The sequence below is a fragment of the Ruegeria sp. AF2 genome (genome assembly GCF_056542025.1).
The window spans coordinates 161,694-188,587 of record NZ_JBQFZC010000002.1; the positions used below are offsets into that span (position 1 = coordinate 161,694).

Annotated in this window: 21 protein-coding genes; 14 read left to right on the forward strand and 7 right to left on the reverse strand. The window is 55.2% G+C overall.

Translation table 11 applies throughout. The annotated features are described in order from the left end of the window. Positions 1-10: 10 nt before the first annotated feature. The 10 genes from ACR0NM_RS08545 (at position 11) to ACR0NM_RS08590 (ending at position 13,588) form a co-directional block, all read left to right on the forward strand. The gene (locus tag ACR0NM_RS08545; protein ID WP_170394014.1) at positions 11-547 is read left to right on the forward strand and encodes a tripartite tricarboxylate transporter TctB family protein; all 537 of its coding nucleotides are present in this window, start codon (positions 11-13) and stop codon (positions 545-547) included. A 10-nt stretch (positions 548-557) separates the two neighbouring features. Continuing rightward, positions 558-2,090, forward strand: coding sequence for a tripartite tricarboxylate transporter permease (locus ACR0NM_RS08550; RefSeq protein WP_480614092.1), 1,533 nt, complete (start codon positions 558-560; stop codon positions 2,088-2,090). 5 nt (positions 2,091-2,095) lie between these two features. Then, a complete protein-coding gene (locus ACR0NM_RS08555; protein ID WP_480614094.1) occupies positions 2,096-3,580 on the forward strand; it encodes an aldehyde dehydrogenase in 1,485 nt (494 codons plus the stop codon). A gap of 73 nt (positions 3,581-3,653) precedes the next feature. Next, on the forward strand, positions 3,654-4,886 hold the full coding sequence (locus tag ACR0NM_RS08560) for a Tm-1-like ATP-binding domain-containing protein (protein ID WP_480614096.1): 1,233 nt from the start codon (positions 3,654-3,656) through the stop codon (positions 4,884-4,886). A 331-nt stretch (positions 4,887-5,217) separates the two neighbouring features. Beyond that, positions 5,218-5,586 (forward strand): putative quinol monooxygenase, encoded by a 369-nt coding sequence (locus ACR0NM_RS08565; RefSeq protein WP_480614098.1) that lies wholly within the window; start codon positions 5,218-5,220, stop codon positions 5,584-5,586. Positions 5,587-5,794: 208 nt separating this feature from the next. Further along, positions 5,795-9,154: an adenylate/guanylate cyclase domain-containing protein gene (locus tag ACR0NM_RS08570; protein WP_480614100.1), complete on the forward strand. Its 3,360-nt coding sequence runs from the start codon at positions 5,795-5,797 to the stop codon at positions 9,152-9,154. Positions 9,155-9,197: 43 nt separating this feature from the next. Then, on the forward strand, positions 9,198-10,139 hold the full coding sequence (locus tag ACR0NM_RS08575) for a hypothetical protein (protein ID WP_480614102.1): 942 nt from the start codon (positions 9,198-9,200) through the stop codon (positions 10,137-10,139). Further along, positions 10,126-10,602, forward strand: a complete 477-nt coding sequence (locus ACR0NM_RS08580) for a hypothetical protein (RefSeq protein WP_170511783.1) — start codon at positions 10,126-10,128, stop codon at positions 10,600-10,602. The genes ACR0NM_RS08575 and ACR0NM_RS08580 overlap by 14 nt, the downstream gene beginning before the upstream one ends. Continuing rightward, on the forward strand, positions 10,599-12,503 hold the full coding sequence (locus ACR0NM_RS08585; RefSeq protein WP_170611518.1) for a GMC family oxidoreductase: 1,905 nt from the start codon (positions 10,599-10,601) through the stop codon (positions 12,501-12,503). Before ACR0NM_RS08580 ends, ACR0NM_RS08585 begins: the two co-directional genes overlap by 4 nt. Beyond that, on the forward strand, positions 12,500-13,588 hold the full coding sequence (locus ACR0NM_RS08590) for a ferritin-like domain-containing protein (RefSeq protein WP_170394033.1): 1,089 nt from the start codon (positions 12,500-12,502) through the stop codon (positions 13,586-13,588). The genes ACR0NM_RS08585 and ACR0NM_RS08590 overlap by 4 nt, the downstream gene beginning before the upstream one ends. 446 nt (positions 13,589-14,034) lie before the next feature. Here ACR0NM_RS08590 and ACR0NM_RS08595 read toward each other — a convergent pair whose 3' ends face one another. The 7 genes from ACR0NM_RS08595 to ACR0NM_RS08625 all read right to left on the reverse strand — a co-directional run bounded on the left by ACR0NM_RS08595 (position 14,035) and on the right by ACR0NM_RS08625 (position 21,676). Next, a complete protein-coding gene (locus ACR0NM_RS08595) occupies positions 14,035-14,379 on the reverse strand; it encodes a RidA family protein (protein ID WP_480614104.1) in 345 nt (114 codons plus the stop codon). Positions 14,380-14,495: 116 nt separating this feature from the next. Further along, positions 14,496-15,512, reverse strand: a complete 1,017-nt coding sequence (locus ACR0NM_RS08600) for a D-cysteine desulfhydrase family protein (RefSeq protein ID WP_480614106.1) — start codon at positions 15,510-15,512, stop codon at positions 14,496-14,498. A 16-nt stretch (positions 15,513-15,528) separates the two neighbouring features. Next, positions 15,529-16,257, reverse strand: a complete 729-nt coding sequence (locus ACR0NM_RS08605; RefSeq protein ID WP_170422664.1) for a TSUP family transporter — start codon at positions 16,255-16,257, stop codon at positions 15,529-15,531. A 100-nt stretch (positions 16,258-16,357) separates the two neighbouring features. After that, positions 16,358-17,107 (reverse strand): aspartate/glutamate racemase family protein, encoded by a 750-nt coding sequence (locus tag ACR0NM_RS08610; protein ID WP_480438944.1) that lies wholly within the window; start codon positions 17,105-17,107, stop codon positions 16,358-16,360. A gap of 24 nt (positions 17,108-17,131) precedes the next feature. After that, on the reverse strand, positions 17,132-18,370 hold the full coding sequence (locus ACR0NM_RS08615; protein WP_170611509.1) for an NAD(P)/FAD-dependent oxidoreductase: 1,239 nt from the start codon (positions 18,368-18,370) through the stop codon (positions 17,132-17,134). A 4-nt stretch (positions 18,371-18,374) separates the two neighbouring features. Continuing rightward, positions 18,375-20,588, reverse strand: coding sequence for a TRAP transporter permease (locus tag ACR0NM_RS08620; RefSeq protein ID WP_480614108.1), 2,214 nt, complete (start codon positions 20,586-20,588; stop codon positions 18,375-18,377). A gap of 80 nt (positions 20,589-20,668) precedes the next feature. Continuing rightward, complete coding sequence (locus ACR0NM_RS08625) at positions 20,669-21,676, reverse strand: TAXI family TRAP transporter solute-binding subunit (protein WP_170422662.1); 1,008 nt, start codon at positions 21,674-21,676, stop codon at positions 20,669-20,671. Positions 21,677-21,812: 136 nt separating this feature from the next. Between ACR0NM_RS08625 and ACR0NM_RS08630 the strand changes: the two genes are divergently transcribed. From ACR0NM_RS08630 to ACR0NM_RS08645, 4 genes are all read left to right on the forward strand, one after another. Next, positions 21,813-22,766 (forward strand): LysR family transcriptional regulator, encoded by a 954-nt coding sequence (locus ACR0NM_RS08630; protein ID WP_480562203.1) that lies wholly within the window; start codon positions 21,813-21,815, stop codon positions 22,764-22,766. A gap of 278 nt (positions 22,767-23,044) precedes the next feature. Continuing rightward, entirely contained in the window at positions 23,045-24,034 is a 990-nt protein-coding gene (locus tag ACR0NM_RS08635; RefSeq protein WP_170395047.1) for a glycosyltransferase family 2 protein, read from the forward strand. Continuing rightward, entirely contained in the window at positions 24,027-25,703 is a 1,677-nt protein-coding gene (locus tag ACR0NM_RS08640; RefSeq protein ID WP_480614110.1) for a hypothetical protein, read from the forward strand. The genes ACR0NM_RS08635 and ACR0NM_RS08640 overlap by 8 nt, the downstream gene beginning before the upstream one ends. A gap of 227 nt (positions 25,704-25,930) precedes the next feature. Beyond that, the gene (locus ACR0NM_RS08645) at positions 25,931-26,884 is read left to right on the forward strand and encodes a glycosyltransferase (protein WP_480614112.1); all 954 of its coding nucleotides are present in this window, start codon (positions 25,931-25,933) and stop codon (positions 26,882-26,884) included. Positions 26,885-26,894: the final 10 nt, after the last annotated feature.

The window sequence follows — 26,894 nt, forward strand, 5'->3', positions numbered from 1 at the left end:
GGAGGATGAAATGATCGCAAGAACGCTTCAGGACATGTTCAAACGGTATCGCCGTCCGGGTGATATTGTCTTTGCCGTATTGTTCCTGGCTTTCTCGGTGTTTCTGCTGTCTCAGCTTGGGGAGCAGACACAGGTCGTCAAGCGGACCAAATGGTTTGCTCAACCCGGTCTGTGGCCCACCGTTGCCGTGTGGTGCATGGTCTTGTTCAGCTTTTTACATTGGCTCAGCTCTGCCTTATCCGATCGGATCGATGGTCGTTGGGCCGAGGTCGGGTTTTGGGTCCGGTCTCTGGAATATGTGGCTTATTTCCTGATTTATGTCCTACTGGTGCCACAGCTTGGCTATCTGCCGTCCACCATGTTGTTCGCGGTGTTTCTGACGCTGCGCTCAGGGTTTCGAGGCTCGGGCGCGATCGGCATCGCAGCCCTGTTCGGCTTCGTCGTCACCATCGTGTTCCGAGCGTTTCTGCAAGTCAAAATCCCAGCAGGGGCTGTCTATGAATACCTTCCCGACTCGATCCGCGCCTTTGCGCTGACATATTTGTAGGGAGGCACGTATGGATACCCTTCTGTCCGGTGTTTCAATCCTGCTGCAATGGCAGGTCATCGTGGCCTTGTTCATCGGCTCGATCGGTGGTGTCATCATCGGCGCGCTGCCCGGTGTGGGCGCTGCCGTTGCCATCGCCATCCTGTTGCCCGCAACCTTTGCCTTTGAGCCCATCGTCGGTCTGACCTTGTTGTTGGGGATTTACGGATCATCCATGTATGGCGGCGCGATCCCGGCCATCCTGATCAACACGCCCGGCACGGCGGTCAATGCGCTGACGACCTATGATGGCTATCCAATGACCAAGCGCGGCCAAGGCCACAGGGCGTTATCGCTGGCTTATTCAGCTTCATTCTTCGGGGGGGTCTTTGCCATCATCTGCCTGATGGTCCTCTCGCCCGTGTTGGCCATGATCGCCCCGCATTTTGGCAGCCGCGAGATTTTTTTGGCCGCGTTGCTAGGTATTGTTCTGGTCGTTTTAGCCCATCGAGGACAGATCTTTGCAGCAGGTATGCTTGCTGCATTTGGCGTCTTTTTGAACACGGTCGGACTGGAGCCCGTCAAATATACGCGCCGCTATACATTCGATCAAAGTTGGCTGGCGTCAGGCGTTGACCTGATCGTGGTTGTGCTGGGCCTGTTTGCGCTCAGCCAGGCTTTTCTTTTGCTGTTGGAAAAGAACCACGCTCCAGAGGACACCCATGTCAGCGGGAATATCTTTGCAGGTTTGAAGGAACTGTTGGGCCTGAAACGGATCGCTACCGTTTCTTCAAGCGTCGGGGTATTCATGGGCATGGTGCCGGGAACGGGTGAGTTCACTTCGCAGTTTCTGTCATACACTTATGCTCAGAAAAGCTCGAAAAATCCCGACAAATTCGGCGATGGCTCGCCCGAAGGGTTGGTGGCATCTGAAGCCGCGAACAACGCCGTGCCGGGGGCAGCGATGATCCCCCTACTCGCCCTCGGTATACCCGGCGAAGCGCTTACGGCGATGATGCTGTCGGTCTTCTATGTTCACAACGTGATCCCCGGCCCGCAACTGTTTGAGAACCAGATGGATTTCGTCATGGCCCTATATATGGCGCTGATCCTGCTGAATGTGATCGTTCTGGTCTTTCTGCTGTTTTCGACAAACCTGCTGTTAAAGATCATTCAAATCCCCACACGCTTCCTCGGCGCGATGATCCTGATCCTTGCTTTTGTCGGAGTATACAGCCTGCGCAATTCGATCACCGATTGCGCGATCGCTGCGGGGTTTGGCGTCTTTGGTCTGATCCTCAAACGGCTTGATCTGCCGATCGTCCCGATCATCCTGGGCATGGTATTGGGTGGAATCATGGAAACCAAGCTTCGCAGCGCAATGGCTCGGGTCAAGACGCCGCTGGACTTCATCGACCGGCCCATCGCAGCCATTCTGTTCGGCCTGATTGTGCTGATCCTGATCCTGCATTTCCGCACGCTGTACTACGAGTTCAAAAACAAGCTGCGCCCCGAACCCCATGTCCCAGCCGTGGATTCCGACCACCCGAACCAACAAGGATAGCTTTCATGGATCAGTCTTCCATCGATGCCTTGCGCGTGCAGGAGATTGCCCCACGCGGACACTTTATCAATGGCGATTTCCGTGCCGGTGAAACTGGCGCCCTGCATGAGGTGCTGTCGCCCATCGACGGCCAGCCTCTCGCTCAAATCGCCGAGGGCAGCCCGGCGGATGTGAATGCAGCGGTGCGCGCCGCGCGGACCGCGTTTGAGGATGGCCGGTGGTCGCGCATGGCCCCTGCAGGACGCAAGAAGGTTCTGCTGAAACTGGCGGATCTGATCGAATCCCGTGCGCTTGAGATCGCGGTGCTGGGCGTACGCGACAACGGAACCGAGATCAATATGGCCTATAAGGCCGAGGCGCTCTCGGCTGCGGCCACTTTCCGCTACTATGCCGAAGCCATCGACAAGATTTACGGGCAGATTGCCCCGACGAGCAACGATGTTCTTGGCCTCGTACATCATGCGCCTGTCGGTGTTGTCGGGGCGATTGTGCCCTGGAACTTCCCGCTGATGATTGGCAGTTGGAAAATCGCCCCTGCCCTTGCGGCGGGCAACTCCATCGTCTTGAAGCCTGCAGAAAGCGCATCGCTCAGCCTGCTTAAAATCGCTGAGCTGGCTGCCGAAGCCGGAGTTCCGGATGGCGTCTTCAACGTGGTGACCGGGCGCGGGTCGGTCGTGGGGGAAACTTTGGCCTTGTCGATGGATGTGGACATCATGGTCTTCACGGGATCCGGCGCGACAGGTCGGCGACTGCTGGAATACTCGGCGCGGTCCAATCTGAAACGCTGCTATCTGGAATTGGGCGGCAAGTCTCCGAACATCGTCTTTGCGGATGCCCCGGATCTGACCGAGGCCGCCAAGGTCTCGGCCGCCGGGATTTTCCGCAACTCCGGACAGGTCTGTATCGCGGGCTCGCGCCTGCTGGTGCAGCAGGACATCTACGAGGATTTTGTCGCCGAGATCACGCGCTACGCCGCAGCCTATCGCGTTGGTGATCCGTTGAACCTGAACAGCCAGATTGGTGCCGTGCACAGCCTGCCCGAGTTAGAGGCCAATTTGGAGTTCGTTACCAAGGCCGAAGCTGAAGGTGCCGAACGTCGTACGGGCGGAAACCGCATTCTGACCGAAACCGGGGGCTACTATATGTCCCCCACAGTTATGGCAGGTGTCAAAGAAACGGATCATCTGTTTCAGAACGAAGTCTTCGGCCCAGTCTTGGCCGTGACCCCGTTCAATGACGAAGCCGAGGCGATCCGGCTTGCCAATGCCACAGTCTATGGGCTCGCAGGCGCAGTCTGGACTTCAAACCTCAGTCGCGCGCATCGCATGGTGGCCGAAGTGCGGACCGGGGTCATGCATGTGAACACCTATGGCGGCTCGGACCTGACCGTTCCGCTTGGGGGCGTGGGTCAATCCGGGAACGGGCATGACAAATCTTTGCACGCGCTTGAGAAGTACTTTGAATTGAAAACCGCCTGGATAAAGCTCTGACTGCGGGGTGTCTGTACGACATGTCTTCACCGCTTTGTCTGGGGCCCATAGGTCGCATGAATAGGAGGAACCAATGACCACAAAGACAATCCTGCTGATTGGGACCTACGACACGAAAGAACCCGAGATGCGGTTCATCGAACAGGCGATCAAGGCGCAGGGCGCGGATGTGTTGACGATGGATGTCTCGGTATTGGGCGACCCTTTGGAGCCAACCGACATCTCCAAGCACGACGTCGCCCAAGCGGCTGGAATGACCATCGAAGATGTCATCGCACAAGGGGACGAGAACAAAGCCTTTCGCGTGATGTCAGACGGTGCCTCAAAGGCCGTTACCCAAGCCTATGCGGATGGGCGATTTGACGGGATGCTGGCGACCGGGGGCACTATGGGCACCGATCTGGCCCTGGACTGTGCACAGGCCTTGCCCATGGGAGTGCCTAAATACATCGTGTCGACCGTCAGTTTTTCTCCGCTGATCCCGCCGCACCGACTGGCTCCGGACATTCAGATGATCCTGTGGGCCGGGGGGCTCTACGGTATGAATTCGATCTGCCAATCCTCGCTTGCGCAAGCTGCTGGCGCTGTTGTTGGTGCCGCAAAGGCTGCCACTGTACCGGATCGTAGCAAACCGCTGATTGGGATGACCAGTCTTGGATCCTCGTGTTTGCGCTACATGAAAACGCTCAAACCAGCGCTGGAAGAGCGCGGGTTCGAGGTTGCCGTTTTTCATTCCACCGGAATGGGCGGCATGGCTTTCGAAAAACTGGCGGGTGAAGGGGCGTTTGCCTGCGTCATGGACTTCTGCATGCAGGAATTCGGGAACCTGATGGCGGGTTCCGTGGTCTCCAGCGGTGAGGATCGCGTGACAAATGCCGGGCGTGTGGGCACACCACAGCTGGTTGCGCCAGGCGCGCTGGACCTTTTGGACTTTGCCGGATGGCAGGACATCCCTGACCAGTATGCCGACCGTCCATTTCATGAACACAACCGCCTGATAAAAAGCTCGGTCTTCAATGGCGATGAACGCCGTGCCTGGGTGCGGGAGCTTGCCAACCGATTGGAGGCCGCAACTGGCCCGGTTCACTTTTTTCTGCCCGTTCACGGGGTCGAAGCCTGGGACAAGGAGGGTGAAGAGGCGTATGATCCCGAAGCCCTGGCCGAGATGATGGATGAGGCCCGTAAAGTCATGCCCGGGCGCGTTCCTATGACCGAAATAGACGCACATATCAACGATGCCGCGTTTTGCGATCATGTATTGGCCCAGTTCGACGAATGGGTCGCAGAAGGCGTGGTCACAACATAAATTCGGGATTTACGCCCGTCTTTATGATATACACGCAGGTCAAACACAGCCTCGGTGGCGGTGAGTTCGGGCGCATTCTTCCACGTGCGGCCGACTTGCAGCTGGATGCATAACCATCACCGCTTGGATACTTGTCAAAGACTATTTTTCGGCGGAACCGTGTCACCGGTTCAAGGTGGCCAAAGACCTGCGCAGTAAGTGAAGAATTGAACTCGACAAATGCCCAGGATTAGCGACCCGTTCCGCCGGTGACGTTGCCAATATTGAGCGGCAACCAAACCGTTGGACCCGCATTTAGACGATCGGTCCAACCCATGAAAGGAGCGAGGAAATGCTAACCACGATTGCGATTTGGTATCTGAACCCAGAAACCCGGTCCGAAGGTATTGCTGCACTCCGGCAGCTTGCTAGGGACGTCAAGAAAAACGAACCTGATACCTGGGGTTACCTTGTGCACTCAGGTGGCGCGGACTCGGTCCCGCCATGCGATGACGATAAGATTGTGTTCGTGGAAATCTACAAAAACGAAAAGGCATTTAAAAAACACCTGAGCAAAGGATCGGATTTTTCGAAGTTCCTGAAAAAAAATGGTCACCTTTTTCTTTCTGCCCCAGGGAGCGAGAGCCCATTCTTTCAGGTCATGAACGTTGATCGCATTCAGGGATTCGTACGCCCCGAAGCTGGGTCGAGCAACGGCTAAAGGTAGGTCGGGCGATCCCGGCCACCCCAAGGAAACCCTGTAATTTTGTTGATCCACGGGGTTTTGCGCCGGGTAAAGTTGCAGCCTGGTTCATCCATCAGGAATTGTTGGGCGACGCATTGTTGATATTATGTTATAAGAAGCCGTGATTTCGTTCTATCGTTTCTAATTTTGACCTGATCTATCTAAACTTACGAAGGCGACCATTTTGGTAAGTCCTGACGTTAATTGCCCAAATTGTGGTTCGGCCAATCCTGCCGGATCGAAGTATTGCCAAAGCTGTGGAAACGCCCTGTCCCTTACGTGTACAGCGTGCGGAGCCCCAACTTTGCAAAAGGCAAAGTTCTGCACGGCCTGCGGTGCGTCTTTGGTCGGATCAGCGTCGGTCAACAACTCAGAGCCAGACAATTCACCGCCACTAACGCCCGCACCCGAAAATGTTGCGGAACGACGGCAACTGACCGTCATGTTCTGCGATCTGGTTGGTTCTACCGCGTTGTCCGAAAAATTTGATCCCGAAGACTATCGTGAGCTTATCACCCAATATCGCGATCTGGTCGGTAGCACGGTTGCGAAATTTGGCGGTGAGATCGCAAACTATGCGGGTGATGGTGTTGTAGCTGTCTTTGGTTACCCCGTCGCGCAAGAGGCGAGTCACTATTCGGCCGCGCTGTGCGCGCTTGAAATTACTCAGATGGCAGAGGGTATTGAAGTTGGATTTTCCAGCCAGCCGGTTGCGACCAACGTTCGTATCGGAATGCACACTGGACCCGTTGTTGTTGGCACCGCCAACAGCTCGTCATTGGACGAAAAGATGTGGCTGTTCGGAGACACACCGAACGTGGCCGCGCGCATTCAGTCCGTTGCCGAGGTCGGGCAAGTCGTGATCTCCGAGGTGACGCGACGCCTGATTGGTGAACGGCTCGACTTTGTGTCTTTGGGCGCGCCGCAATTGGCAGGGATTAGCGCTCCGCTAGAGCTGTTTGAGGCCCGGCAGAAGGTTTTGGGGTTCGAAACGGGGCGCAAAGACTTTTCACACGACAAAACACCAACCATCGGTCGGACGGCGGAAATTGCCTTGGTCCGATCTCGGTGGGAGGGTGCGCTGGAAGGTGAAGGGCAAGTGCTGTTGCTGACCGGCGATGCGGGTGTCGGAAAATCTAAGATCGCCTTTGGGCTAAGCGATGACCTGGCCGAAGAAGATGCGTCGCAATTCATTCTGTTCGGCTCACCGCTTCATCAAAGCAGCGCATTTTACCCGATAAAAAACGCGCTTACGGCGTTGACCGGAATGACACCTGATGAGACTCCAGAACAGAAGCGGGCTAAGATCATCGGGTTTTTGTCTGAACTCGGTCTCGATGATCCTGACTGTGTTATGCCCATTCTGCGCCTAGTGGCGCTGGAAGACACTTCAATCCCAGCTGAACCAATGGCGCCTGAACGGGAAAAGGGTGCGTTGATCGAAGCGTTGCTGCGGCTTTGCGCAGGATTAGAACAATCTTCACCGCTGATGTTGTTGCTGGACGACGTACATTGGTTCGATGCTTCCACGCTTGAGTTTGTCGACGGATGGGTTGAACAACTATCAAGTAGACGCTGCCTGGTCTTGATGACCGCCCGCAGTGAATTCCAGTCACCCTGGCGAAACCAGTCACATGTTACCACCTTGGAGCTGAACCGTCTGGTCCGGCGCGATATCTTCAAACTGGTTGAAAGCATTTCGGGGATCCGGCCTTCGGATGAGGTTCTGACCCAGTTGGCAGACCGAACCGATGGCGTGCCGCTGTTTGTCGAAGAACTGACTAAAATGGCGATGGAATCCGGTCTGCTGGCAAGCCGGGGGCAAAGCAAGGCCGAGTTGTCCATGGCGATTCCGGAGTCTCTGCAGGATTCCTTGATGGCCAGGCTGGACCGATTATCCGCCAGCCGCGAAATCGTGCAGGTCGCTGCTGCAATCGGGCGCAACTTTGAAAGAAACCTGCTTAGCCACGTTTTGAAATGGAGCGACCAGGAAATCACCAGAGCGTTGGAGCAGCTACTTGAAACAGAGTTGATTGTTCCCGCCGGGCTGAGAGGCGTGGAAGACACATATCGGTTCCGTCACGCCTTGGTACAGGATGCGGCGTATCAATCCATGCTGCGTTCGACAGCGTCCAGATGGCACGGTCAAATCGCGGCGGTTCTTGAAGAGAACTACAAGGAAATTGTTAAACACGAGCCAGAGATTCTGGGCCATCACTATTGGCGGGCCGGTGATTATTTGGCGGCCGAGCTCAATCTTATGCGGGCCGCGCGCCAGGCATTGGATCATTCTGCAAATGTTGAGGCCATCACCCATCTGCAACACGCCCTGGAATGTCTGCAGGAACTGCCTGCGTCGCAAGACCGCGACCGGCGCGAGATTGATCTGCAAATCACCATCGCGGTTCCTTTGGCGTTTGTACGAGGATACGCACACAATTCGGTCCTTTCCGCATATGCCCGGGCACAAACCTTGTGTCGTGAATACGGCGAAACAGAGCGGTTGTTCAAAGTCGTCTATGGCCAGTTCCGATCGACAATGCTGGGGGGCGAATATGCTGTATCGAAACAGAATGCGGATCGCCTGGTGTCGCTTTGTCAGGATCTGAAAAGCCCTCTTGCCATTGTATCCGCCGAGAGATCACTTGGCTCGCTACAGACATATCTTGGCCAGCCGCAGGACGCCCTAACGCATCTGCAGGCAGGGATTGATGTCAATCTGTCGCTTGAGCACCGGTTCATGGGGCTGGATTTTGACGTCGTTGATCTATCCGTCGCGCTTCAGGGATATCGTGCGCTGTCTTGCTGGTTGTCAGGCGACACGAAAAGCGCTTTGGAAGCGATCGAAAAGGCCGTGCTTCACGCGGAAGAAACAGCGCATCCCTTCAGTCAATCCTTTGCAAATGCATTTCTGGGTTGGATCTCGCAGTTCCGCGGTGATGAAGACCTTGTACTGGAAAGCTCGGCCAATCTGATTGCGCTGTCAGAGGAGTACTCGTTTCAGTTCTGGCGTGGATGGGCGCGGATCATGAACGGATGGGCACGCCGGAACGAGTTGGGCGACGGCACGCTGAAGGAAATCGAACTTGGTCTTCAGGAATGGCGGGATACCGGCTGCCGGCTGGGGTTGAGTTTCTTTCTGTATCTTTATGCAGACGCGGCCATCCTGCACGGACATCTCGAACTCGCAGAAGAGCTTTTGGACGAAGCCGAGAAGATCACTTTGGGAGGGGGTGAACAATTCTGGATTGTCGGTTTGACCCGGCTAAGAGGACGTCTGGCGCTTGCCCAAGGTCATGAAGAAGCGTGTATCGATCATTTCGAGCAGGCTGTCAGTTTGGCGCTGGACCGCGGGCATTTTGGTCCGCTGCTGCGTACGATCAAAGAGCTGGCAAAGCTTGATCCAACCCCCGATTGCCTGAACCGGATCAAAAAAGCGGTTGAAGAAGTCGCCGGGTTCGATGGTCCGGATTTGGCCGAGACACGCTCTATTCTGAGTAAACTTGGAACTGCAAAAACGGAGAGCTCATCACAGGACATTTGAAACATACGAGATAGTCAAAGCCAGTCGGGAGGACATAGCCATTATGACTAAGAAGAAATCAAAAGGTGACCGCTGCCATCAGACGAATGTCACCGGTGTCATGCCAAAACTGCCCAAGCAGTTTGATACGTTTCCCTTCTATTATGCCTCTCTGCAATGCCAATGGATGTATTGGTATACCCCGGTCGAAGCCGCCAAACCCTTCGTCAAGGGTACAGGATTGTGCGTGGCGGAGTTCCCCGATGAAAATGGAAAGAACAAAGCTGTCATTCTATTGAATTTTCAACGCTACACCGCCCACTATGACAATTCCTTGGGCTTTGTGAACGAGGTTGAATTTAACCTTCTGGCTTACCCTTCGAACCGGGTGCCCGGCGTTCCGAAGATGTCCCTGACCGAGTATCTGCACGGCCGCGATCAGACCAAGACCATCGGGCATCTGCGAATACACGTAGCCGCAGACAATGCGGTTGCTGTCAAGGCTGGGCGTCAGGCCTTTGGCGAGCCCAAGTTTCTGGGGCAGTTCAATTACAAAGTGCCGTCGCTGAACGCCAAGATGAAAGGCCATCCGCCAATCTCTCCGAAATCCTGGTGGATTCAATTGGTCAACCCCGACGACCCGCAAACCATCGTCTACGATTTGACCGCCGATTTGGGAAAGCTTAGTGGCAATCAGTGGACGACAACAAATTGCACTCCGATCCCAGAATTCGCGACCGGTCTTGGCCGCACTGTTTGGACCCGCTGGACAATCTCGGGCCTCTTCGAAACTGCAATGCTGGACAACAAGGACGGCAAGCGCATCGCCAAGACATTCAAACTGAAACTCGGCAACAACGATTTCCCGATGACACGGGACATGCATCGGTTGTTCACCGACTTCACCCCTGTCGCCGTACAGGTTTTTGAAAGCCCCCCCGCCTGCTTCGAGCCTCGCGGGTTCTACGTGGATGCCATTGATGGAGACCGCCATGTCACAGCATGACAACAGTCCCGCCCATCAAGCCTTCCTGACGGTCAGCGCGGCATTGACGGGTTACAATAGTGCCGAGTTGCAAGGGACCGGGTGCACCGGGGAATACTGGCATCAATTCCGACAGGTTCTGCCAGAAGAGATTTTGAGCCGGTTTCTGTCTCACGCTCAATCCCTCGGGCAAGGGGACGATGATCAGATTATCCGCCAAACTTATCTGTCGGACAGGTGCCTTGGCCCGATTGCGCGTTCGCTGATTCAGCTTTGGTACACGGGTCAGTGGGTCCCGCTTTCGCAAGAATGGCGCGAAAGCTACGGCGCTTCTCGCTTTGATGTGGTCAAGATCATCTCGACACGCTCGTACAAGGAAGGGTTGGTCTGGGACGCCATCGGTGCCCATCCCATGGGGGCAAAGCAGCAGGGTTTTGGTGCTTGGGCGCTTGAACCTCCTCGGAAACGGGAGGCGGGCCAATGAACGCGATTACAGACGACGACAGAACCTATGATGTGGTCATTGTCGGCGCTGGATTTTCTGGTGCCATTCTGGCGAAAGAGCTTGTGTCAGCAGGGCATACAGTTCTGATCCTCGAGGCCGGTGCAGATCACGGTAAAACGTGGGAGACCTACCGATCCTATCTGGATCAGTACTACCTCTCGTTGGCGAAAACACCGAACTCACCCTACCCGGATCTGCCGACTTTGCCGTCACCTTCGGTGCTGGACATTACGGCGGTTCGCGGCACCGAACCGGACACGAACGGGTACTTTGTTCAACGTGGCCCGTTGCCCTTCGGCAGCAACTATCTGCGTGCCTATGGCGGAACCTCCTTGCATTGGCTGGGCACCAGCCTTCGGATGATGCCCGCAGATTTCGAAATGCAGAGCAGGTTCGGCCAAGGGGTCGATTGGCCATTTGGCTACAAGGATATTCGATCCGATTATGAAAGAGCCGAGTGGGAAATCGGCGTCTCTGCGGACGCCGAGGAACAGACACCCAGAGCATTGGGAATAAAGACCTCGGGCAAGCATGATAACCGGGGGTACTTTGCTAAAGGATATGACTTCCCCATGCACTCGATACCCTCGTCTTATATCGACGGGTTCTTTGCCCGGGCAGACGGCATGCCCATTGAAATTGGCGAAGACCCTAAAGATACAGTTAGACTGAAAGTCTCACGCACTCCACAAGGCCGCAACTCAACCCCGCGCAAGCCAAAAAATGCCAATGGCATACCTGTGGGCCGTAAGATGAGGCCCCAATTCCGACCGCGCGGGTCAACCGGCCCGTTTGCTTATATGGGCCAGCGCTGCGAGGGCAACTCAAGCTGTATCCCGATCTGCCCAATCCAGGCAAAATACAATGCAATGAAAACGCTGGATGATGCCAGGCATCTCCGCAAACATCACATGCAGACAATCACGCAAGCCGTGGCATCCAAAGTCGAACTTGCCGAAAGCGGTCGCGTTTCGGGTATCGTTTACAAGAAGTACCCTTTCCCCGGCGTCGCGCAATACGAACTGCGCCGTGCCAAGGGCAAACAATACGTCCTTGCTGGTGGAGCGGTGGAAAACGTAACTCTTGCGCTGGCTTCCGAGATTTGTCGGACCAGCGGCGAACTGGGCCGCAACCTGATGGATCATCCCTACATGATGACTTGGGGTTCCGCGCCCGAGCCGGTTGGTCCGTTTCGTGGGCCGGGATCGACGTCAAGCTACGCCAATTTCCGGGACGGGACCTTTCGTGACAGAACTGCCGCACATAGGCTCGAGATCGGAAACTGGGGCTGGAACTTTGCCACCGGGGCCCCAAACACGGATGTGGCGCGCTTTGTTGAACAGGAGAACCTCTTTGGCAAAGCGCTTCGTGACAAATTATATCACGATGTTCAAAGACAGGTTCGCATCGGTACGATGGTCGAACAACTGCCCCGCTCGACCAACCGAGTCACGATTGATCCCGCCTATCGCACACCGATGGGTGAATATCGCCCTGTGATCAGCTATGATCTGGATGACTATTCGCGGGCCGGTTTGGCAACTGCCTATGACACTTGCACCCAGATTTTTCAGCGCCTGGGTATTCGAAACCACACGGCCTACAACCCATCTGACGCCGGATATTTCACCTATGACGGCCGGGGATACACGTTCTTTGGCGCAGGTCATCTTGTCGGAACCCATCGGATCGGAACACACCCGCGCAATTCGGTGACTAATGACGTAATGCGAACCTGGGATCACGACAATTTGTGGATGGTAGGCGCCGGATCGATGCCAACAATCGCAACATCGAACCCGACACTCACGATGTCGGCAATGGCTTACCGAGCCTCCAGAGCAATATCGGATGCTGTTCGGAAAGGGGGTGCAAAATGACCTCGAAAGACAAACTGGAGAAAGAGCGCGCGACACTGTGTAAACTGTTTCAGGACGCGCTTATTCTTGAACTCACTACCATTCCACCCTATGCGACTGCGTGTTATTCGATCCTCGAACAAGGCCAGTATGACCGGTCTGAGCCAACAATCGTAAACGCCGAACCCATCGAAGTGATCCGGCAGGTTATGGTCGAAGAAATGCTGCACATGGTTCTTGCGGCGAATGTCATGAATTCGATAGGCGGAACTCCGGAGCTGAACAATCCTAAGCTGCTACCCAAATACCCCCAGCCACTGCTAAACGGGCGCGGTCCAACTGTTTATCTGCGCAGGTTTACGCCAGACCAAATCAAGAGCTTTCGTGCGGTTGAAACGGCACCAAAAGATGAAAGAGCTGCGAAAAGCGGTGATTATCATACGATCGGAGGTTTTTACATCTACATCCGGGAAAGGTTGCGCAAAGCCTGTGATACTTATGGGGATGCCGCGATTTTTACTGGTAATGAGGCACGACAAATCACCGACGCCGACTATTTCGGTGCTGGAGGTGAGGTGATCGAGGTGATTGGCACCCCGTCGCAGCGCCGTAAGGCCGCGCTGAAGGCGATAAAGAAAATCATGGATGAAGGGGAAGGCGCAGACCTTGGTCACAGAGCTGGCGACAATGACATCATCCCTGGCCCTGACCACCGCGAGGATGTTGCGCACTATTTCAAATTCAACGAAATCCTGCACAGCCGGTATTATAAGCCAGATGATAGCATAGACGGCCCGCCCACCGGTGGCGACCTCATCGTCGATTGGAGCGCGGTATCCCCGATGCGGGATGATCCGTCCGAAAAGGACTTCAAAAACGCGCCAGAGATCGCAGAAATATCTGCTGAATTTAACGCGGCCTGGTCCGGCCTGCTTGATGGTCTGCACATCGCGTTCAACACGGACAAGACTGCGCTAAGGTCATTGGTCCCAGCAATGTATGACATCAAGTCTCTGGCGCAGAAATTGATGCGTATTCCTTTGCCGGATGGATCAGGGGAAACTGCCGGACCAACCTGGACGTATCTTGCAAAGAGAAAGAGTTGATCGCTCGTTTCGTTGCAAGTCGATGAATACACGCCGCAGCTATTTGGTCAAATTCGGAAAGCAATAATTTGCTGTATTAACAGCAGCATAGCGCAGTCCTGAATCGGCCAAAATGATCTGAAATAGCACTCGAATAGCGCTATTTATCGTGCGTTGTTTCTTGACTCACCCAGGATGCGTGAGGATTTGAATCCACGACGATGACTTCGGTCAATCGATATGAACCCACCGGGCGCGCATCACATGCCAGTTGGTGGTGAAACTGCGAAACTAACGCATCGCCGTCATCTCCCGTCAGCAATCGCTTTCAGAGACGCAAATGTGGGCACGCGAACGCAGAAGCGAAGACCTAGGGTGTTTTCTGGACCGTGAATAGCTCAACCTCCGAGGGACTGGACTTGCAAAGGCCCAGAAAACCGGCCCTATTAACCGCAATCAGCCGCCGCTCAGTCGTAAGCTGCCGTCACGATCATTTCGACCTTCAATACATCACGGGTGAGCTTGGATTCTCCGCAGGCGCGGGCGGGCGCGTGGCCTTCGGGCACCCAAGCGTCCCAAACGGCATTCATCTCGGCAAAGTCTGCCATATCCGCCAACCAGATTTCGCATTTTAGGATGCGGGTCTTGTCGCTGCCTGCCTTTTGCAAAAGATCCTCAACCTTGGCCAGAATGGCCTGCGTCTGATCTGCCACGGTCGGCGCGTCCGAAGTCTGACCGCACAGGTAGGCAACGCCGTTGTGTTTGACGATCCGGCTCATGCGCTGACCGGTTTCGATGCGGGTGATTGTCATAACTTGTACTTTCTCATTGTTGAATTTAGCAGTGATTTGAGCTGCCCACGGCACAAGCGTTGAAATGCCAATGGGAGCCATAGATCAGAAGCCGGCATTACGAGGCCGAGGTTCATTCAAGTCAGATTGTCCGCCAGTTCATTTTGATATCCAAAAAGGGCCGGCAGCCCGCCGGTGTGCAGCAGAATGACCTTCTGACCCTGTTTAATCTTCTGGCTTTCAACCAGATGCATCAAACCGGCGAATGTCTTGGCGGAATAAACCGGGTCGAGGAAAACCCCTTCGGTCCGTGCCATTTTTTCCAGTGCGGCACGCGTTCTTGCGTTCACTTTGCCGTAACCTGGCGGCAATGCATCGTCATAGACATCGATCCGCGCCTGCAATAGAGCGGCATCAACATCCAGCAAGTTTGCAAGTTTCTGTAGAACGATCATCATGCGGGCGTGTTGCTTCTCGCGATCTCTGCGCACGCATATTCCAAATACCGGGGCCGTGCTGCCTTCCAGTGCTAGACCGGTTAGCAAACCGCCATGCGTAGCACCACTGCCTGACGGCACAACCACCGCATCGAAATTGGGCATCTGGGCGCACAATTCCTGTCCGCCAACGACATAGCCCAACGCCCCCAGAGGTGGATTATTCAAGCCCAGATGAATGACGTATGGCGTGCGGCCTTGGGCCTTCAATTCGTCAGCACGCGCGTGCAATGCCGCATCGGCCCCAGCTTCGTCTTCGCCCTCGGGATAGCTCATATGCTCGGCACCCAGAATCTGTGCCAAAAATACGTTCCCGGACCTGTAATACTCTTCGTTCATATCTGGGACACGCTCTTCTAATTGAAGCACGGATTGCATGCCCAGCTTAGCGGCCGCCGCAGCTGCAGATCGGACAAAATTGGACTGAACAGCACCGGTGATTAGAATGGTATCGGCACCTTGTTGCTGAGCATCGCCGAGGTAGAATTCGAGCTGCCGTGTTTTATTGCCGCCAAACACAAGCTCCGTCAGATCATCGCGCTTGAGCCAGAGATCGATCCCCAATTCCGCCGACAACCTGTCCAAACGTTCCAGAGGTGTCGGGCCCGACATAAGCCGGGCGCGAGGAAATCTCTCCAGATTGTCGTTTCGTTGCATCGTGTACCTCCCGGGATTATGCAATCATATAGGCGCGCTGGAACAGGACACAGCAGGCGATGAAAGAAACCACGCGGATCGCGGCTATGACGACCGACTGCGGCAAGTAAGGGCCTCCTGCCCGTCCAAGCAGGCTGCCTACCAGTGTGATAATGACAAAGCCGAGCAGTTGCGGCCCGTATGTGATCGCCTGCGTTTCGGACAGGCTGTGCAACAGGAATGCAATGCCATAAGCCACCAGCGCGATGGGTTGCACCAGCTTGGCCACCTCTTTGGCTGAACGGCCCTTTGCGATCAAACCAAACACCATAAGCGGGCCCGGTGTTGCCGCCCAGACGGTTGCAAGCCCGGACAGTCCTGTAATGGCTGAAAACCCAAAACGCCCGATTGTGCCGCGCAAGGGAAGCAGGGTGGTGATTAAGCCGATCAACAACAAGCAGGCCGTCAAGGCCAGAACAAACGCCTCGTTCAACAACGGATAAACAGTAAGACCGGCAACTACACCGACACAACATGCGATGATAGCATTAAGAATGAGTGGCTTGTTGTTCTTCAATACATGACGATCCGTCGCGACTACTGACACAAGGGTATTCAGCAACAGCAATATGGGAACTGCCGTCGAGGTGCCGAGCAGGATCATCATCGGGGGACCCGCGATGATACTGAAACCGATGCCCACGCCAACCTGCAGCATTGCCCCGAGGCAAATGGCGGCCATCAAAATAGACAGATCAATGGTCACATAGCACTCCTGCAGCTTTGGCATTGTTGCAAGACCTCAGATATCCTGAGGTTACGGCCATGGTCCATGTCATTCCTTCATTCGAATTGATTGGCACGCACTAACGCTGCCAGGGCATCAATCCAGAGTATAGCTCGCGGGCCGCTACGGAATGTGCCATTTGCGCAAGTGTCGTCAGATCATAAACGGGAAGGCGCAGTTCTTCCTGAAGGCGCGATGCGTAGGGCGGCAGGTCTGTACACTCCAAAACCAATGAGCGGATATCAGGGGCCTCAAGCATCAGGCTACGGGCTGCGTTCAGGACCTCGGCCTCGATCAGGTCTGTGTCCATACGGGTGCGGGTATTCCGCAAGATCACTTCTGCAAATTCACTAGTGTCCTCCAGTCCCTTCACCGCCACCGGAACACCGGCGGCACCGACGCCTTCAAAATGCCGGGCAGTCAAAGCAGAAGCGTCTGCAGTCAAAACACCCACCGGAGCGTTCGCGCCGGTCATGTGATAAGCCAGCGGCACCTGGATCAGGCTGGAAGCAAACACCGGAACTGAAACCGCTGCAGCCAGTTCTTTTTGAAACAGCGCAAGAAAGCCACAGCTGCCGGTAATGGCGCGCACGCCTTCGGCCTCAAGCCGTTTGGCACCTTCGATGAAGGGTTCAAGCAATTCCGGCGTTGGGTTGTTCAGAAGTGTCGGGACAGTCACCCCGTCGATCATTTCATACAGAACCGGAAATGGCAGGCTGGACGGATTCTTGATATGGCCCGGTGGCTTTGGGAAATAGCTTTCAAGGCAAAGCACACCGATTGAGGCCCCGCAGATATTCTGGCCGCCTTGATAAATTGGCATTGTCATCAGGTCCTTTTTTGATTTGAAAGTTCAAAACCGGGTTGGTGTATACGGTGCTAGATCGATATTCGGGATGCGATCCGAGACGATATCCGCAACTAGCTCGCCGGTTTTCGGGGCCATCATCAGCCCGTAATGAGAATGCCCGAACGCTGCATAGAGTCCCTCTTGGTCTTTTACTTGCCCGATTGCGGGCAAGCTGTCCGGGAATGACGGGCGCCGACCCATCCAAAACCGCGCCTCACCTGTATCAAGCTCGGGCATCATGGCCTTGGCCTGTTGGGACAGGATTTGCTTCTTCCGTGGGTCAGCGGGTGCATCGGCGCTGCCGAATTCAGCCGTACCGGCGACCCTAAGCCCCCCAAGCATCGAACTTGCGACCACCTTTGCATCCACATCCATGACCGAGTTGTTCAGTTCGACCGCAGGGGTTGGGAATTCGACATGATAGCCCCTTTCGGCCACGAGAGGCATAGGCAATCCCAATGGTTTCAACAGGTCGGCAGACCATACGCCTGCCGCAAGAACAACATGGCTGGCGGTTAGCGTATCCTGCGCAGTTGCAATCTGCCAACCACCCTCTTCTGCGGGGGTAAGCTTGGTGACTTCGGTTTGCACAATTTCAGCACCTTGCACTTGCGCCTTTTCGGCCAAAACCGCTCCCACACGTCCCGGAGCGGTTACACGCGCTTGCCCTTTGATCACAATCGCACCTTTGAACGCTTCGGACATAGCGGGCTCCAATCGGCGCAGTTCGTCACCGTCGACGCGTTCCAGATCGCCGCCTTTTTCTCGGCGGATAAGATATCCAAGCCCGTCCAGATCAGCCTGTTCTGGTCGGCGAAAGGCGTGGATGTAATAGCTATCGGTGATCAGGTTCTCGTGCCCGGTACCATGTAAATGACGCCGGTACAGATCGACGGAGGGGCGACAAAGAACCTCCATCGCGTCCGAGACTTCGCGAACAGTTTTTTCTCCTGAGTTTCCGAGAAATCGCAACCCCCAAGGGATCATTTTCGGCCAGAAGCTGGGCCTGACTGACAGCGCGCTCTTAGGGTCTAGCAGCATTTTGGGCAGCATTTTCCAGATACCGGGCATTGCTTGCGGAATGATCGACCAAGGCGAAACCACACCAGCATTCCCGAACGAGGTTTCCTGACCCGGCTCACCTCGATCGATCAGCCGAACCTGAATGCCCCGTTCCTGCAACGACAAAGCGCAACAGATGCCGACGATTCCTGCGCCGATGATGGTCACTTGTTCTGTCATCAGTTCAGGCCGGAGATTGACTGCGGTTGCGCGCGATCAATTGGGTGACGATGACAGGCGAGGCAACGGCCAGCGCGATCAGGTCTGCCGTCAGGCTGGGCGCGACAAAGATAATCCCCGCAAGGGCCATCAGAATCCGCGCCGCAACATTCATCGGTTTCAGCCAGTAGCCCACAACCGCAGCCGACAGGGCGATGACCCCGGCGATACAGCTGGCGGCGGTGTAAGTGAACTCCCAGAAATTGAAGCCGGTTGAGGATACGAACAGCAGAACTGGCGCATATACGAAAGCCATCGGCGCAATCACCTTGCCCAATCCAAGAGTGAATGCCGACAGGCCAGTGCGGAACGGATTCGAGTTGGCAATTGCAGCAGCCGCGTAGGCCGACGTACAGACCGGGGGTGTGATTTCTGACACCACGCCGTAATAGAGCACGAACAGGTGGCTGGCGATGGGAGGAACGCCGAGCTGCGCCAAAGCAGGCTGTGCGACCGATACCAGCATGATGTACAACGCTGTGGTCGGGATACCTGCGCCCATCAGGATACAGACGATGGCTATGAAGACCAGTGAGATGAACAGCTGCAGGTCTTCCATGGCAAACAGCTGGAAGCTGCCGAACGAGATCATGTTGTAAATATCTGAAGCCAGATTGCCCGCGCCCTGTGTCACCATGAAGCCAATGCGAAAGCCGATGCCAGTGGTGTTGATCACTCCGACCACGATGCCAACCGCAGCCGCTGCGGCACCAACGGCCAGCGAGTACTTCACGCCCAGTTCGACCGCCTGCAGCATCTCGGGCACTTCAATCCGTTTCTGTGGATTCAGCGTGGCAATAACCGACAGGCCACAAAGGATTGCGGTCATCGTCAGGTCGAACCCGCCATCCGAGAATTTCCAAAGCACAAAAGCCAGGAAAGCCGCGGCATAGACCAGCGTTGGCGGCTGTTTGATCCGCGACATGCCCGCGATGACCGCCAGAGAAATACCGCAAAAAGCGGACATGAATGGCGTGTAGCCCGTAAACAGCACCACCAGCAGGCCGATCAGTGGCACGATATTGGCCCAACCTTCCGCCCAGACGGCTTTGAGTTGCGGCAGTTGCTCTTTCGCCAGACCTTTCAGGTTCAGCTTGCGCGCCATCAGGTGCACCACGGCGAACACACCTACATAGTGCAGGATCGCCGGAAAGATCGCCGCAATTACAATGGTGGTGTAGGGGACCTCAAGGAACTCGGCCATGATGAAGGCCGCAGCGCCCATGATCGGCGGAGTGATTTGGCCACCAGCAGAAGACGCAGCCTCAACCCCGCCCGCAAAATGGCCCGGGTATCCGAGACGCTTCATGTTGGGAATGGTCAACGCGCCGGTCGATACGGTGTTGGCCACCGATGAGCCCGAGATCGTGCCAAAGAAAGCCGAGGAAACCACTGATACCTTTGCCGGACCGCCAGTATAACGGCCCGCAAGTATAGTCGCGTTGTCGATGAACAGCTGCCCCAACCCGGTGCGCTGAGCGATGACCCCAAACAAAACAAAGTGGAATACGATGGTCGAAACCACCCAGAGCGTGACGCCGTAGATACCTTCCTGCGGGAAATACATCGACGAGACGAAGGTTTTGAAGTTCACGCCTGGATGCTGCAGCAGGCCGGGAAAATATGGCCCCAGCAGGGCGTATGAGATGAACACACAGATGATCAGTGGCAGTACCCAACCCAGCGTGCGCCGCGCGATGTCCAGCACCAATAGGATGATGATGACGCCCAGAAACACGTCGTAGTTGTTTGGGTTGCCCATCCGGAACGTTTGTTCCTCAATCCCAAGGAACGGAATGCCGCGCCAGGCTACGCCAACATAGAGCGCGGCAATGATGCCAAGCGCCATGAAAACCAGATCATAGAGCGGGATGTTACCGATGCGGAACCGGCTGACCTTAAGGGCATAAAGGCTCTTTGCCCCAACAATCGGGATTGTGGCATAGACCAGAATGAACAGCAGGGCGAGGTAGATGCCCATGTGCCAGTGGTCCGCGGGCAGGCCGAATCCGGCCGTGAAGAATTCGTAGAACGCTAAAATCAGGGCCACAACACGGAGAACTTTTCCTGTGGTGGGCGTCACCTGCCGGACGGCGGCACCTTCATCGAACTGTTCCTCGATGGCCGCTAGTTCCTCGGCTGTCAATTCGTGGTCATCAAGTTTCTGGGTCTCGGACATGATGGCCTCCCGATTTCGCATAGTTCCAGTGTGCGGTGCCCCACATAGGGGCACCGACGATACAGTTCAGTCTGTTACGTTTACTGAAGAAGTCCGGCTTCTTTGTAGAACTTCTCGGCACCCGGATGTAGTGGAACACCCAATGCCTCCACACCGTCCAGCGCGGTATCGGGCGTGATCTGCTTACCCTTGGCATGGCCGTTGTCCAGTAGCTTGCGGGTGTTGTCGTTCCACAGGGCTTTGGTCAGCTGATAGACCAGATCTTCCGACAGATCCGAGGACACAACCAGCATAGCACTGACCGCAGGGGTCTTGGTTTCCGCATCTATGCCTTCATAGACACCACCCGGAATAGCCGAAGGGATATAGGCCGGAATGATCTCGTTGATCTTGGCCAGATCTTCATCGCTGAACGAATGCAGGTTCATGCCTTTGGTCGACGACAGTTGTACCATCGCGGCAACTGGCCAGCCCGCAGCGTAGAAATAGGCGTCTAACTGACCGTCAGCCAAACGCTCGGCGCTTTGACTGTTGTTCAGTTCGGCTTCATCCATATTGTCGCGGTTTACACCCCAGGCGTCGAGCATCTGCAGAACAGCAACCTGCGTACCCGATCCGGCCTGTGCGATACCGACGCGCTTGCCTTCCAGATCACCCAGGTTGTTGATCGTCTGACCGGCGGGCAGCACGAGATGCAGGTCCTCGGGGAACAGATTTGCTACGATGCGAAGGTTAGGATGAGGTTTACCCTCGAACTTACCTTCGCCCAGATACATTGAACGGGTCACATCGGCTGCGGCCAGACCGGCCTCAAGCTCACCATTCTGCACTGCGGCATTGTTGAACACCGACGCTGTCGTGGATTGCGCGATTGCGATTAGGCCCGGAACGCCACATTGGCCGCCTTCTTCACATGGACGCGATCCCGGAGGGGCGGAAATTCCGTTGGCGATGGTGCCGCCGATGGGGAAGTAGGTTCCGCCTGCGCCACCGGTCCCGATGCGGAAGAATGTTGGATCCTGCGCCAGCGCAGGGGCGGCAAGCGCGCCTGCCAAGGCCAGTCCGGTCAAACATTTCACGAATTTCATAATCATCTCCGTTGTTGGATCGCTGGATTCGGTTTTCCCGAATTCGATCTCCTCAGCGTAGAGACGATTCGCATAAATGCAAATTTTTTATACTTCACAAAACTAAGGTTTTATTTATACATTAACCATGAACCTTATGCAGCTCACAGTGTTTCGCGAAGTGATGGAGACCGGCTCTATCTCGCAAACTGCCAAGAAACTGAATCGCACTCAGCCGGCGATTAGCCTTGCGTTGAAAAACTTGGAAAAAACGCTGGGACTGACCCTGTTTGAACGCAAGGGAAGACGCCTGGTTCCGGTTCCTGAAGCGCACTACCTTCTGGCCGAAACCACAGGCATTCTGGACCGTCTCGCCACCATCTCCAGCACAATGGAAGGGTTGATCAAAGGGCACGCAGGCAGCCTGAACATCGCAACGATGCCCGGCCCGTCCGCCTTTTTGTTCCCGCGTTTCATCAGCCAGTCGGTCGGAGAAAACCCCGATATTCGCATCACTCTTTCGACCCGCAGTTCACCTCAGATTATGGAGCTTGCAGGGACCCAGAACATAGACTTCGGATTTGCTGATTTCGAACATTCAGCGGGCAAAGAACCGCAGTACTCTGCCGAACTAATCAAAGCAGATTGCTTCTGTGCCATTGACCGCACCCACCCACTTGCTTCGCGTAAGAGCCTGACACTGTCTGATCTGAACGATACGCCCATGGGCGGCTTGCATGCGTCACACCCATTCCAGCGCAAAATCCGGCAGGAATTCGAGGAGGTCGGTGCTGAGTACAATCCGACAGTGACCTGCCAGTATTTTCAGCCCCTCATCCCCTTCGTCAGCTCCGGGCAATGTTGCAGCATCGTTGATCCGCTGACCGTCGTGACCGAGCAAGAATTGAACCTGTCCGACGGAAAGGTCGCTTTTTTGCCATTCAAGAAACCGCTCAGATATGAATACGCGATCCTTGAACCCAACCACCGGCCGCCGTCTCAACTGGCTTTAAAGATCAAAGCTGGATGGAAAGCCGAGGTCTTAAAAATGTTGGAAGACGTGAAGGCGAATCCTCACACAGAATGGATTTTCCAGGCCGGGCGTGAGTAAAACTGATCGGCCCCAATGAGTTGATCTCTTGATCGCTCGAAGCGATTTACAGCGTCAAGTTGATTTGAGAAGAAAGACGGCTGGTCGCAATTCACGGATTTAGAGTAACGCAGTTTTCGGTCGACACCGATGACGCACCAACCATCGAGTATTCATACGAATTGTTTCAAAGGAGCGTTTCAACCGTTTCAGATGGCTCAACAATTACCCCTTTTGGACACAATTTTGTCCCAAAATAAAATGTAATTGCACTCAATAGTTATCAATGTGGCATGATCATGATGCTTGTCGTCCAAATACCGGCGCTTAACGAGGAGGAAACCCTTGCCGAAGCGATCGCGGCAATTCCCCGATCGATTCCTGGCGTCAGTAAAGTTGAAGTACTGGTCATCGACGACGGCTCCACCGATCGGACCGTTGAAGTCGCCTGGAACGCCAAAGCTGATCACGTTCTGGAAATGAGCAGCCATGTCGGCCTCGCCCGTGCGTTCAGTGCCGGCATCGAGTATGCACTTTCATTGGGCGCGGATGTGATCGTCAACACCGATGCAGACAATCAGTATTGCGCTGACGACATTCCGGCCCTGATTGATCCGATACTGAAGCGTAAGGCACAAATCGTGGTCGGCGCTCGCCCGATCAGAGAGATCGAGGGCTTCTCGCCGTTGAAGAAAACCCTTCAACGGCTGGGCAGTTGGGTCGTGAGACTGGCAAGCAAGTCAGAAATCCCTGATGCGCCCAGCGGATTTCGCGCCTATTCCCGAGATGCCGCTGCCCGACTCTGTGTTGTCAACACTTATACCTACACTCTGGAAACCATCATTCAGGCCGGACGCAAACATATCCCGATGACCTCGGTGCCTGTTCGGGTCAACAAGGTAACACGCCCGTCTCGTCTGTTCAGAGGTATCGGAGAGTATGTCACCCGCTCAGCAAGAACTATTCTGCGCGTTTTTGTGATCTATGCACCATTGAAGTTCTTCCTGACGCTTTCGGCAGTATTCGCCTTGCCTGGCTTAATCGGGGTTGGGCGATTTCTCTATTATTACGCGACAGACGGGGGGGCCGGGCATGTTCAGTCGCTGGTTCTGTCCGGTGTGCTGCTGGCAATGGCCACGATACTGTTCGCCGTTGGTATCCTGGCCGATCTTATCGCCACCAACCGTAGTCTGCTGGAAGACATCCGGGCCCGAGAGTTGCTGCGCGCGCCGATTAGACCTACTGAAGTAATTTCCCTCGACCCGGTCAGGGCGGTAGAGAATGGATAATCCGGCGCTAGGCGATCAGCGAAACGCCGGATTGGTAGGGGCTATCACTCTTGATCGAGTGGTACGTGCGAGCATTGTCGTTGTCTTCGTGTTTATGCTGGTGCTGGCGTATACTCACAATGTGAATTGGGACGAATTCTATTTCCTGTCACATGTCCATGCCTTCCTCGACGGTCGATTGGACCGTCCAATGCAGACCTTCTTCGTGCATGGTTTCACATGGCTCGATGCGCTGCCGGGTCATGAGATGGAACAGATATTTGCAGCCCGGCTTGTGATGGTTGCATGCGTCGGGCTGACCACAATTTCTGTGCACCGTATCGCCCTGTATTTTACCGAACAGCGATTTGCCGATATCGCTGCTCTGGGTTTCCTGACTTCGGGCTACGTTTTGGCCTATGGCGCCAGTTTCCGTGCCGATCCCATTGCTGCGGCATTACTGACTTCTTCGATTGCAATCTTGCTGACCACGCGCCTGTCTGTCTGGCAAACACTGGCGGCAGCGCTTCTGAGCGCTCTAGCCGTACTGGTTACGATCAAATCGGCACTCTATCTGCCCGCATTTCTGGCCGTTCTGATATGGAGGATCGAAGATCGAATAGCGGTACGGCGCATCATTATCACGGGTATATTGGCGGCTGGCATTTGCGTGTCATTCTACCTCTGGCATGCGTCTGGCCTCCGCGTCGCCGAAGGCAACCAGACGGCAAACAATGCAAAGGACGCGCTGAATACGACGCTGTTGAAAAGCGGCATATTCCCACGATCAACTGAATTCATGAGTTGGGCTATGCTCAGTCTCCCACAGATCATTCTTGTGGGGATCGGACTGTGTGCCGGTCGGAATGCTCGGCGGGTTCTGTTGATTGCGCTCTTTGCTGCACCGCTCCTCTCGGTGGTGATCTATCGCAATGCCTTTGTCTATTTTTACCCCTTCGCTACCCCACTCCTGATGGTAGCCGTCGCGATCGGAGCACAGAGGCTTGGATCATCACGACGCTCGGCACAACTGGTGATAGTGATGCTTGCGGGGCTTTTTGTCCAGGCAGCCCTAGCACTGCAAGATCGTGCAGGAAACCAACGCGCCACTATTGCGGAAATTCATCGCCTGTTCCCAGATCAGGTCGCCTATATTGATGACAGCCACATGATCGCAAGTTTCCCGAATCCTGGTTTCTTCATGTCAGGCTGGGGCGTTGCACGCTATCAGGCGGCGGGCCAGCCCGTATTTGCCAGAATCATCGCAGAACAGCAGCCACCTCTACTTATCGCCAACAAAACTGCTCTGACGCTGACGATGGACCCAAGTTCGGCCAATGGAGCCGAGCCTGTGCTGCTGCCTGAGGACCACAAGATATTACGCGAGTCATATGTGCACTATTCGGGATCGATCTGGCTTGCCGGAGGATCAGTGACGCTGACCGGCGAACCGGTTGAATTGGCACTTCCGTTCCCCGGGCGGTTTCGGGTCGAAACCAGCCAGCCAGTACAGATTGATACAAGTGCCGTCGCATCTGGAGACATTCTCAGCATTGGGGCCGAGGCAGTAACAATCAACGGACCGAAACGTGTTGCTGTCAGGCTGATCTGGGATACTGGTGTGGCTCCGGTTGCGCCAGAAAGCTTGGATCGAGAGGTTTATACCGGCTTCCGGATGCTTTCGCCATGAATGCCGATATGCCTCTTTCCCCTCCGGTGGTCAGCACCACTCCGATACCATCTGAGCCCGGCAACAAGCGGGTGATTTTTTGGGGAACATATGATCTCAGCAAGCCGCGTACTCGAATTCTCCGAACTGGATTGCAAGAGCTCGGCGTAGAAGTAATTGAAATCCACGCAGAGATTTGGCCCAAACACGCGGATAAAAGCCAGTTGAACATGGCTGTAATGATCCGAGTGTTGTTCAGCGCGCTCTTGGCCTATCCGCTTCTGATCCTGCATTATTTGCGTGCGCCTCGTCATGATGCAGTGATGGTTCCCTATCTTGGCGCGCTCGATACATTGGTGTTGTGGCCCTTTGCCCTGCTACGTCGGCGGCAGATCACCTGGGACATGTTCCTTTCGCTTTACGACACTGTCGTTAACGATCGAAGTATGGTTGGGGCCAAGTCACTGCCGGGCCGGATGCTTTGGGTCACTGAATGGCTGGCCTGCCGGGCAGCGCATCATGTCTTGCTCGATACGAAGGCGCATGCCGAGCATATTGCACGGATCTTCAATTTGCCTGAATCCAGGATTGGAGCAGTGCCGGTGGGAGCTGAGCCGGGATCCTTCCAGCGTCTGCCTCCTCCTGCGCGCCACGACGGTCCCACTAGAGTGTTGTTTTACGGACAGCTCATCCCGCTGCATGGGCTTAAAACGATATTGACGGCAGCTACCTCGGATCGAGGTCGCGATATCAATTGGCACCTGATTGGCACCGGGCAAGAGCGCCTATTGCTCGAGACAGCTCTGGTGGATGCGGAGCATAATCATATCTCCTGGCAGAAGTGGGTTCCCTATGAGGAACTGACCGAGGCAATTACAAATGCCGACATCTGCCTCGGCATTTTTGGCGCCTCTGGCAAGGCTGCGTCAGTGGTGCCGAACAAGGTTTATCAGGCGCTGTTGTCAGGGCGTTCAGTGATCACCCGAAGCTCACCTGCCATGATCGAAACATTCGGCACCGAAGCTCTCGGGGTGAAGCTTATCCCTCATTCAAATCCCGAAGCGCTGCTGGATGCCATCGCTGAATTGAGGCACGAGGGCTATCCGGTAATGCCTGAAGACAAACTGAAAATGGCCCAGCCGCATGAGATCGCGCGGACCCTTTGCGGATACTTGTTTCATTGTGCACCTCAAGCCGGATAAAACTGTGGTC

Bases quoted from the DNA above. Each gene is read 5' to 3' on its own strand.
- ACR0NM_RS08560 (WP_480614096.1), top strand. From the start codon at position 3,654: ATGACCACAAAGACAATCCTGCTGATTGGGACCTACGACACGAAAGAA.
- ACR0NM_RS08550 (WP_480614092.1), top strand. From the start codon at position 558: ATGGATACCCTTCTGTCCGGTGTTTCAATCCTGCTGCAATGGCAGGTC.
- ACR0NM_RS08630 (WP_480562203.1), top strand. From the start codon at position 21,813: ATGCAGCTCACAGTGTTTCGCGAAGTGATGGAGACCGGCTCTATCTCG.
- ACR0NM_RS08640 (WP_480614110.1), top strand. From the start codon at position 24,027: ATGGATAATCCGGCGCTAGGCGATCAGCGAAACGCCGGATTGGTAGGG.
- ACR0NM_RS08635 (WP_170395047.1), top strand. From the start codon at position 23,045: ATGATGCTTGTCGTCCAAATACCGGCGCTTAACGAGGAGGAAACCCTT.
- ACR0NM_RS08555 (WP_480614094.1), top strand. From the start codon at position 2,096: ATGGATCAGTCTTCCATCGATGCCTTGCGCGTGCAGGAGATTGCCCCA.
- ACR0NM_RS08585 (WP_170611518.1), top strand. From the start codon at position 10,599: ATGAACGCGATTACAGACGACGACAGAACCTATGATGTGGTCATTGTC.
- ACR0NM_RS08600 (WP_480614106.1), bottom strand. From the start codon at position 15,512: ATGCAACGAAACGACAATCTGGAGAGATTTCCTCGCGCCCGGCTTATG.
- ACR0NM_RS08625 (WP_170422662.1), bottom strand. From the start codon at position 21,676: ATGAAATTCGTGAAATGTTTGACCGGACTGGCCTTGGCAGGCGCGCTT.
- ACR0NM_RS08620 (WP_480614108.1), bottom strand. From the start codon at position 20,588: ATGTCCGAGACCCAGAAACTTGATGACCACGAATTGACAGCCGAGGAA.
- ACR0NM_RS08565 (WP_480614098.1), top strand. From the start codon at position 5,218: ATGCTAACCACGATTGCGATTTGGTATCTGAACCCAGAAACCCGGTCC.
- ACR0NM_RS08575 (WP_480614102.1), top strand. From the start codon at position 9,198: ATGACTAAGAAGAAATCAAAAGGTGACCGCTGCCATCAGACGAATGTC.
- ACR0NM_RS08580 (WP_170511783.1), top strand. From the start codon at position 10,126: ATGTCACAGCATGACAACAGTCCCGCCCATCAAGCCTTCCTGACGGTC.
- ACR0NM_RS08545 (WP_170394014.1), top strand. From the start codon at position 11: ATGATCGCAAGAACGCTTCAGGACATGTTCAAACGGTATCGCCGTCCG.
- ACR0NM_RS08610 (WP_480438944.1), bottom strand. From the start codon at position 17,107: ATGACAATGCCAATTTATCAAGGCGGCCAGAATATCTGCGGGGCCTCA.
- ACR0NM_RS08590 (WP_170394033.1), top strand. From the start codon at position 12,500: ATGACCTCGAAAGACAAACTGGAGAAAGAGCGCGCGACACTGTGTAAA.
- ACR0NM_RS08615 (WP_170611509.1), bottom strand. From the start codon at position 18,370: ATGACAGAACAAGTGACCATCATCGGCGCAGGAATCGTCGGCATCTGT.
- ACR0NM_RS08595 (WP_480614104.1), bottom strand. From the start codon at position 14,379: ATGACAATCACCCGCATCGAAACCGGTCAGCGCATGAGCCGGATCGTC.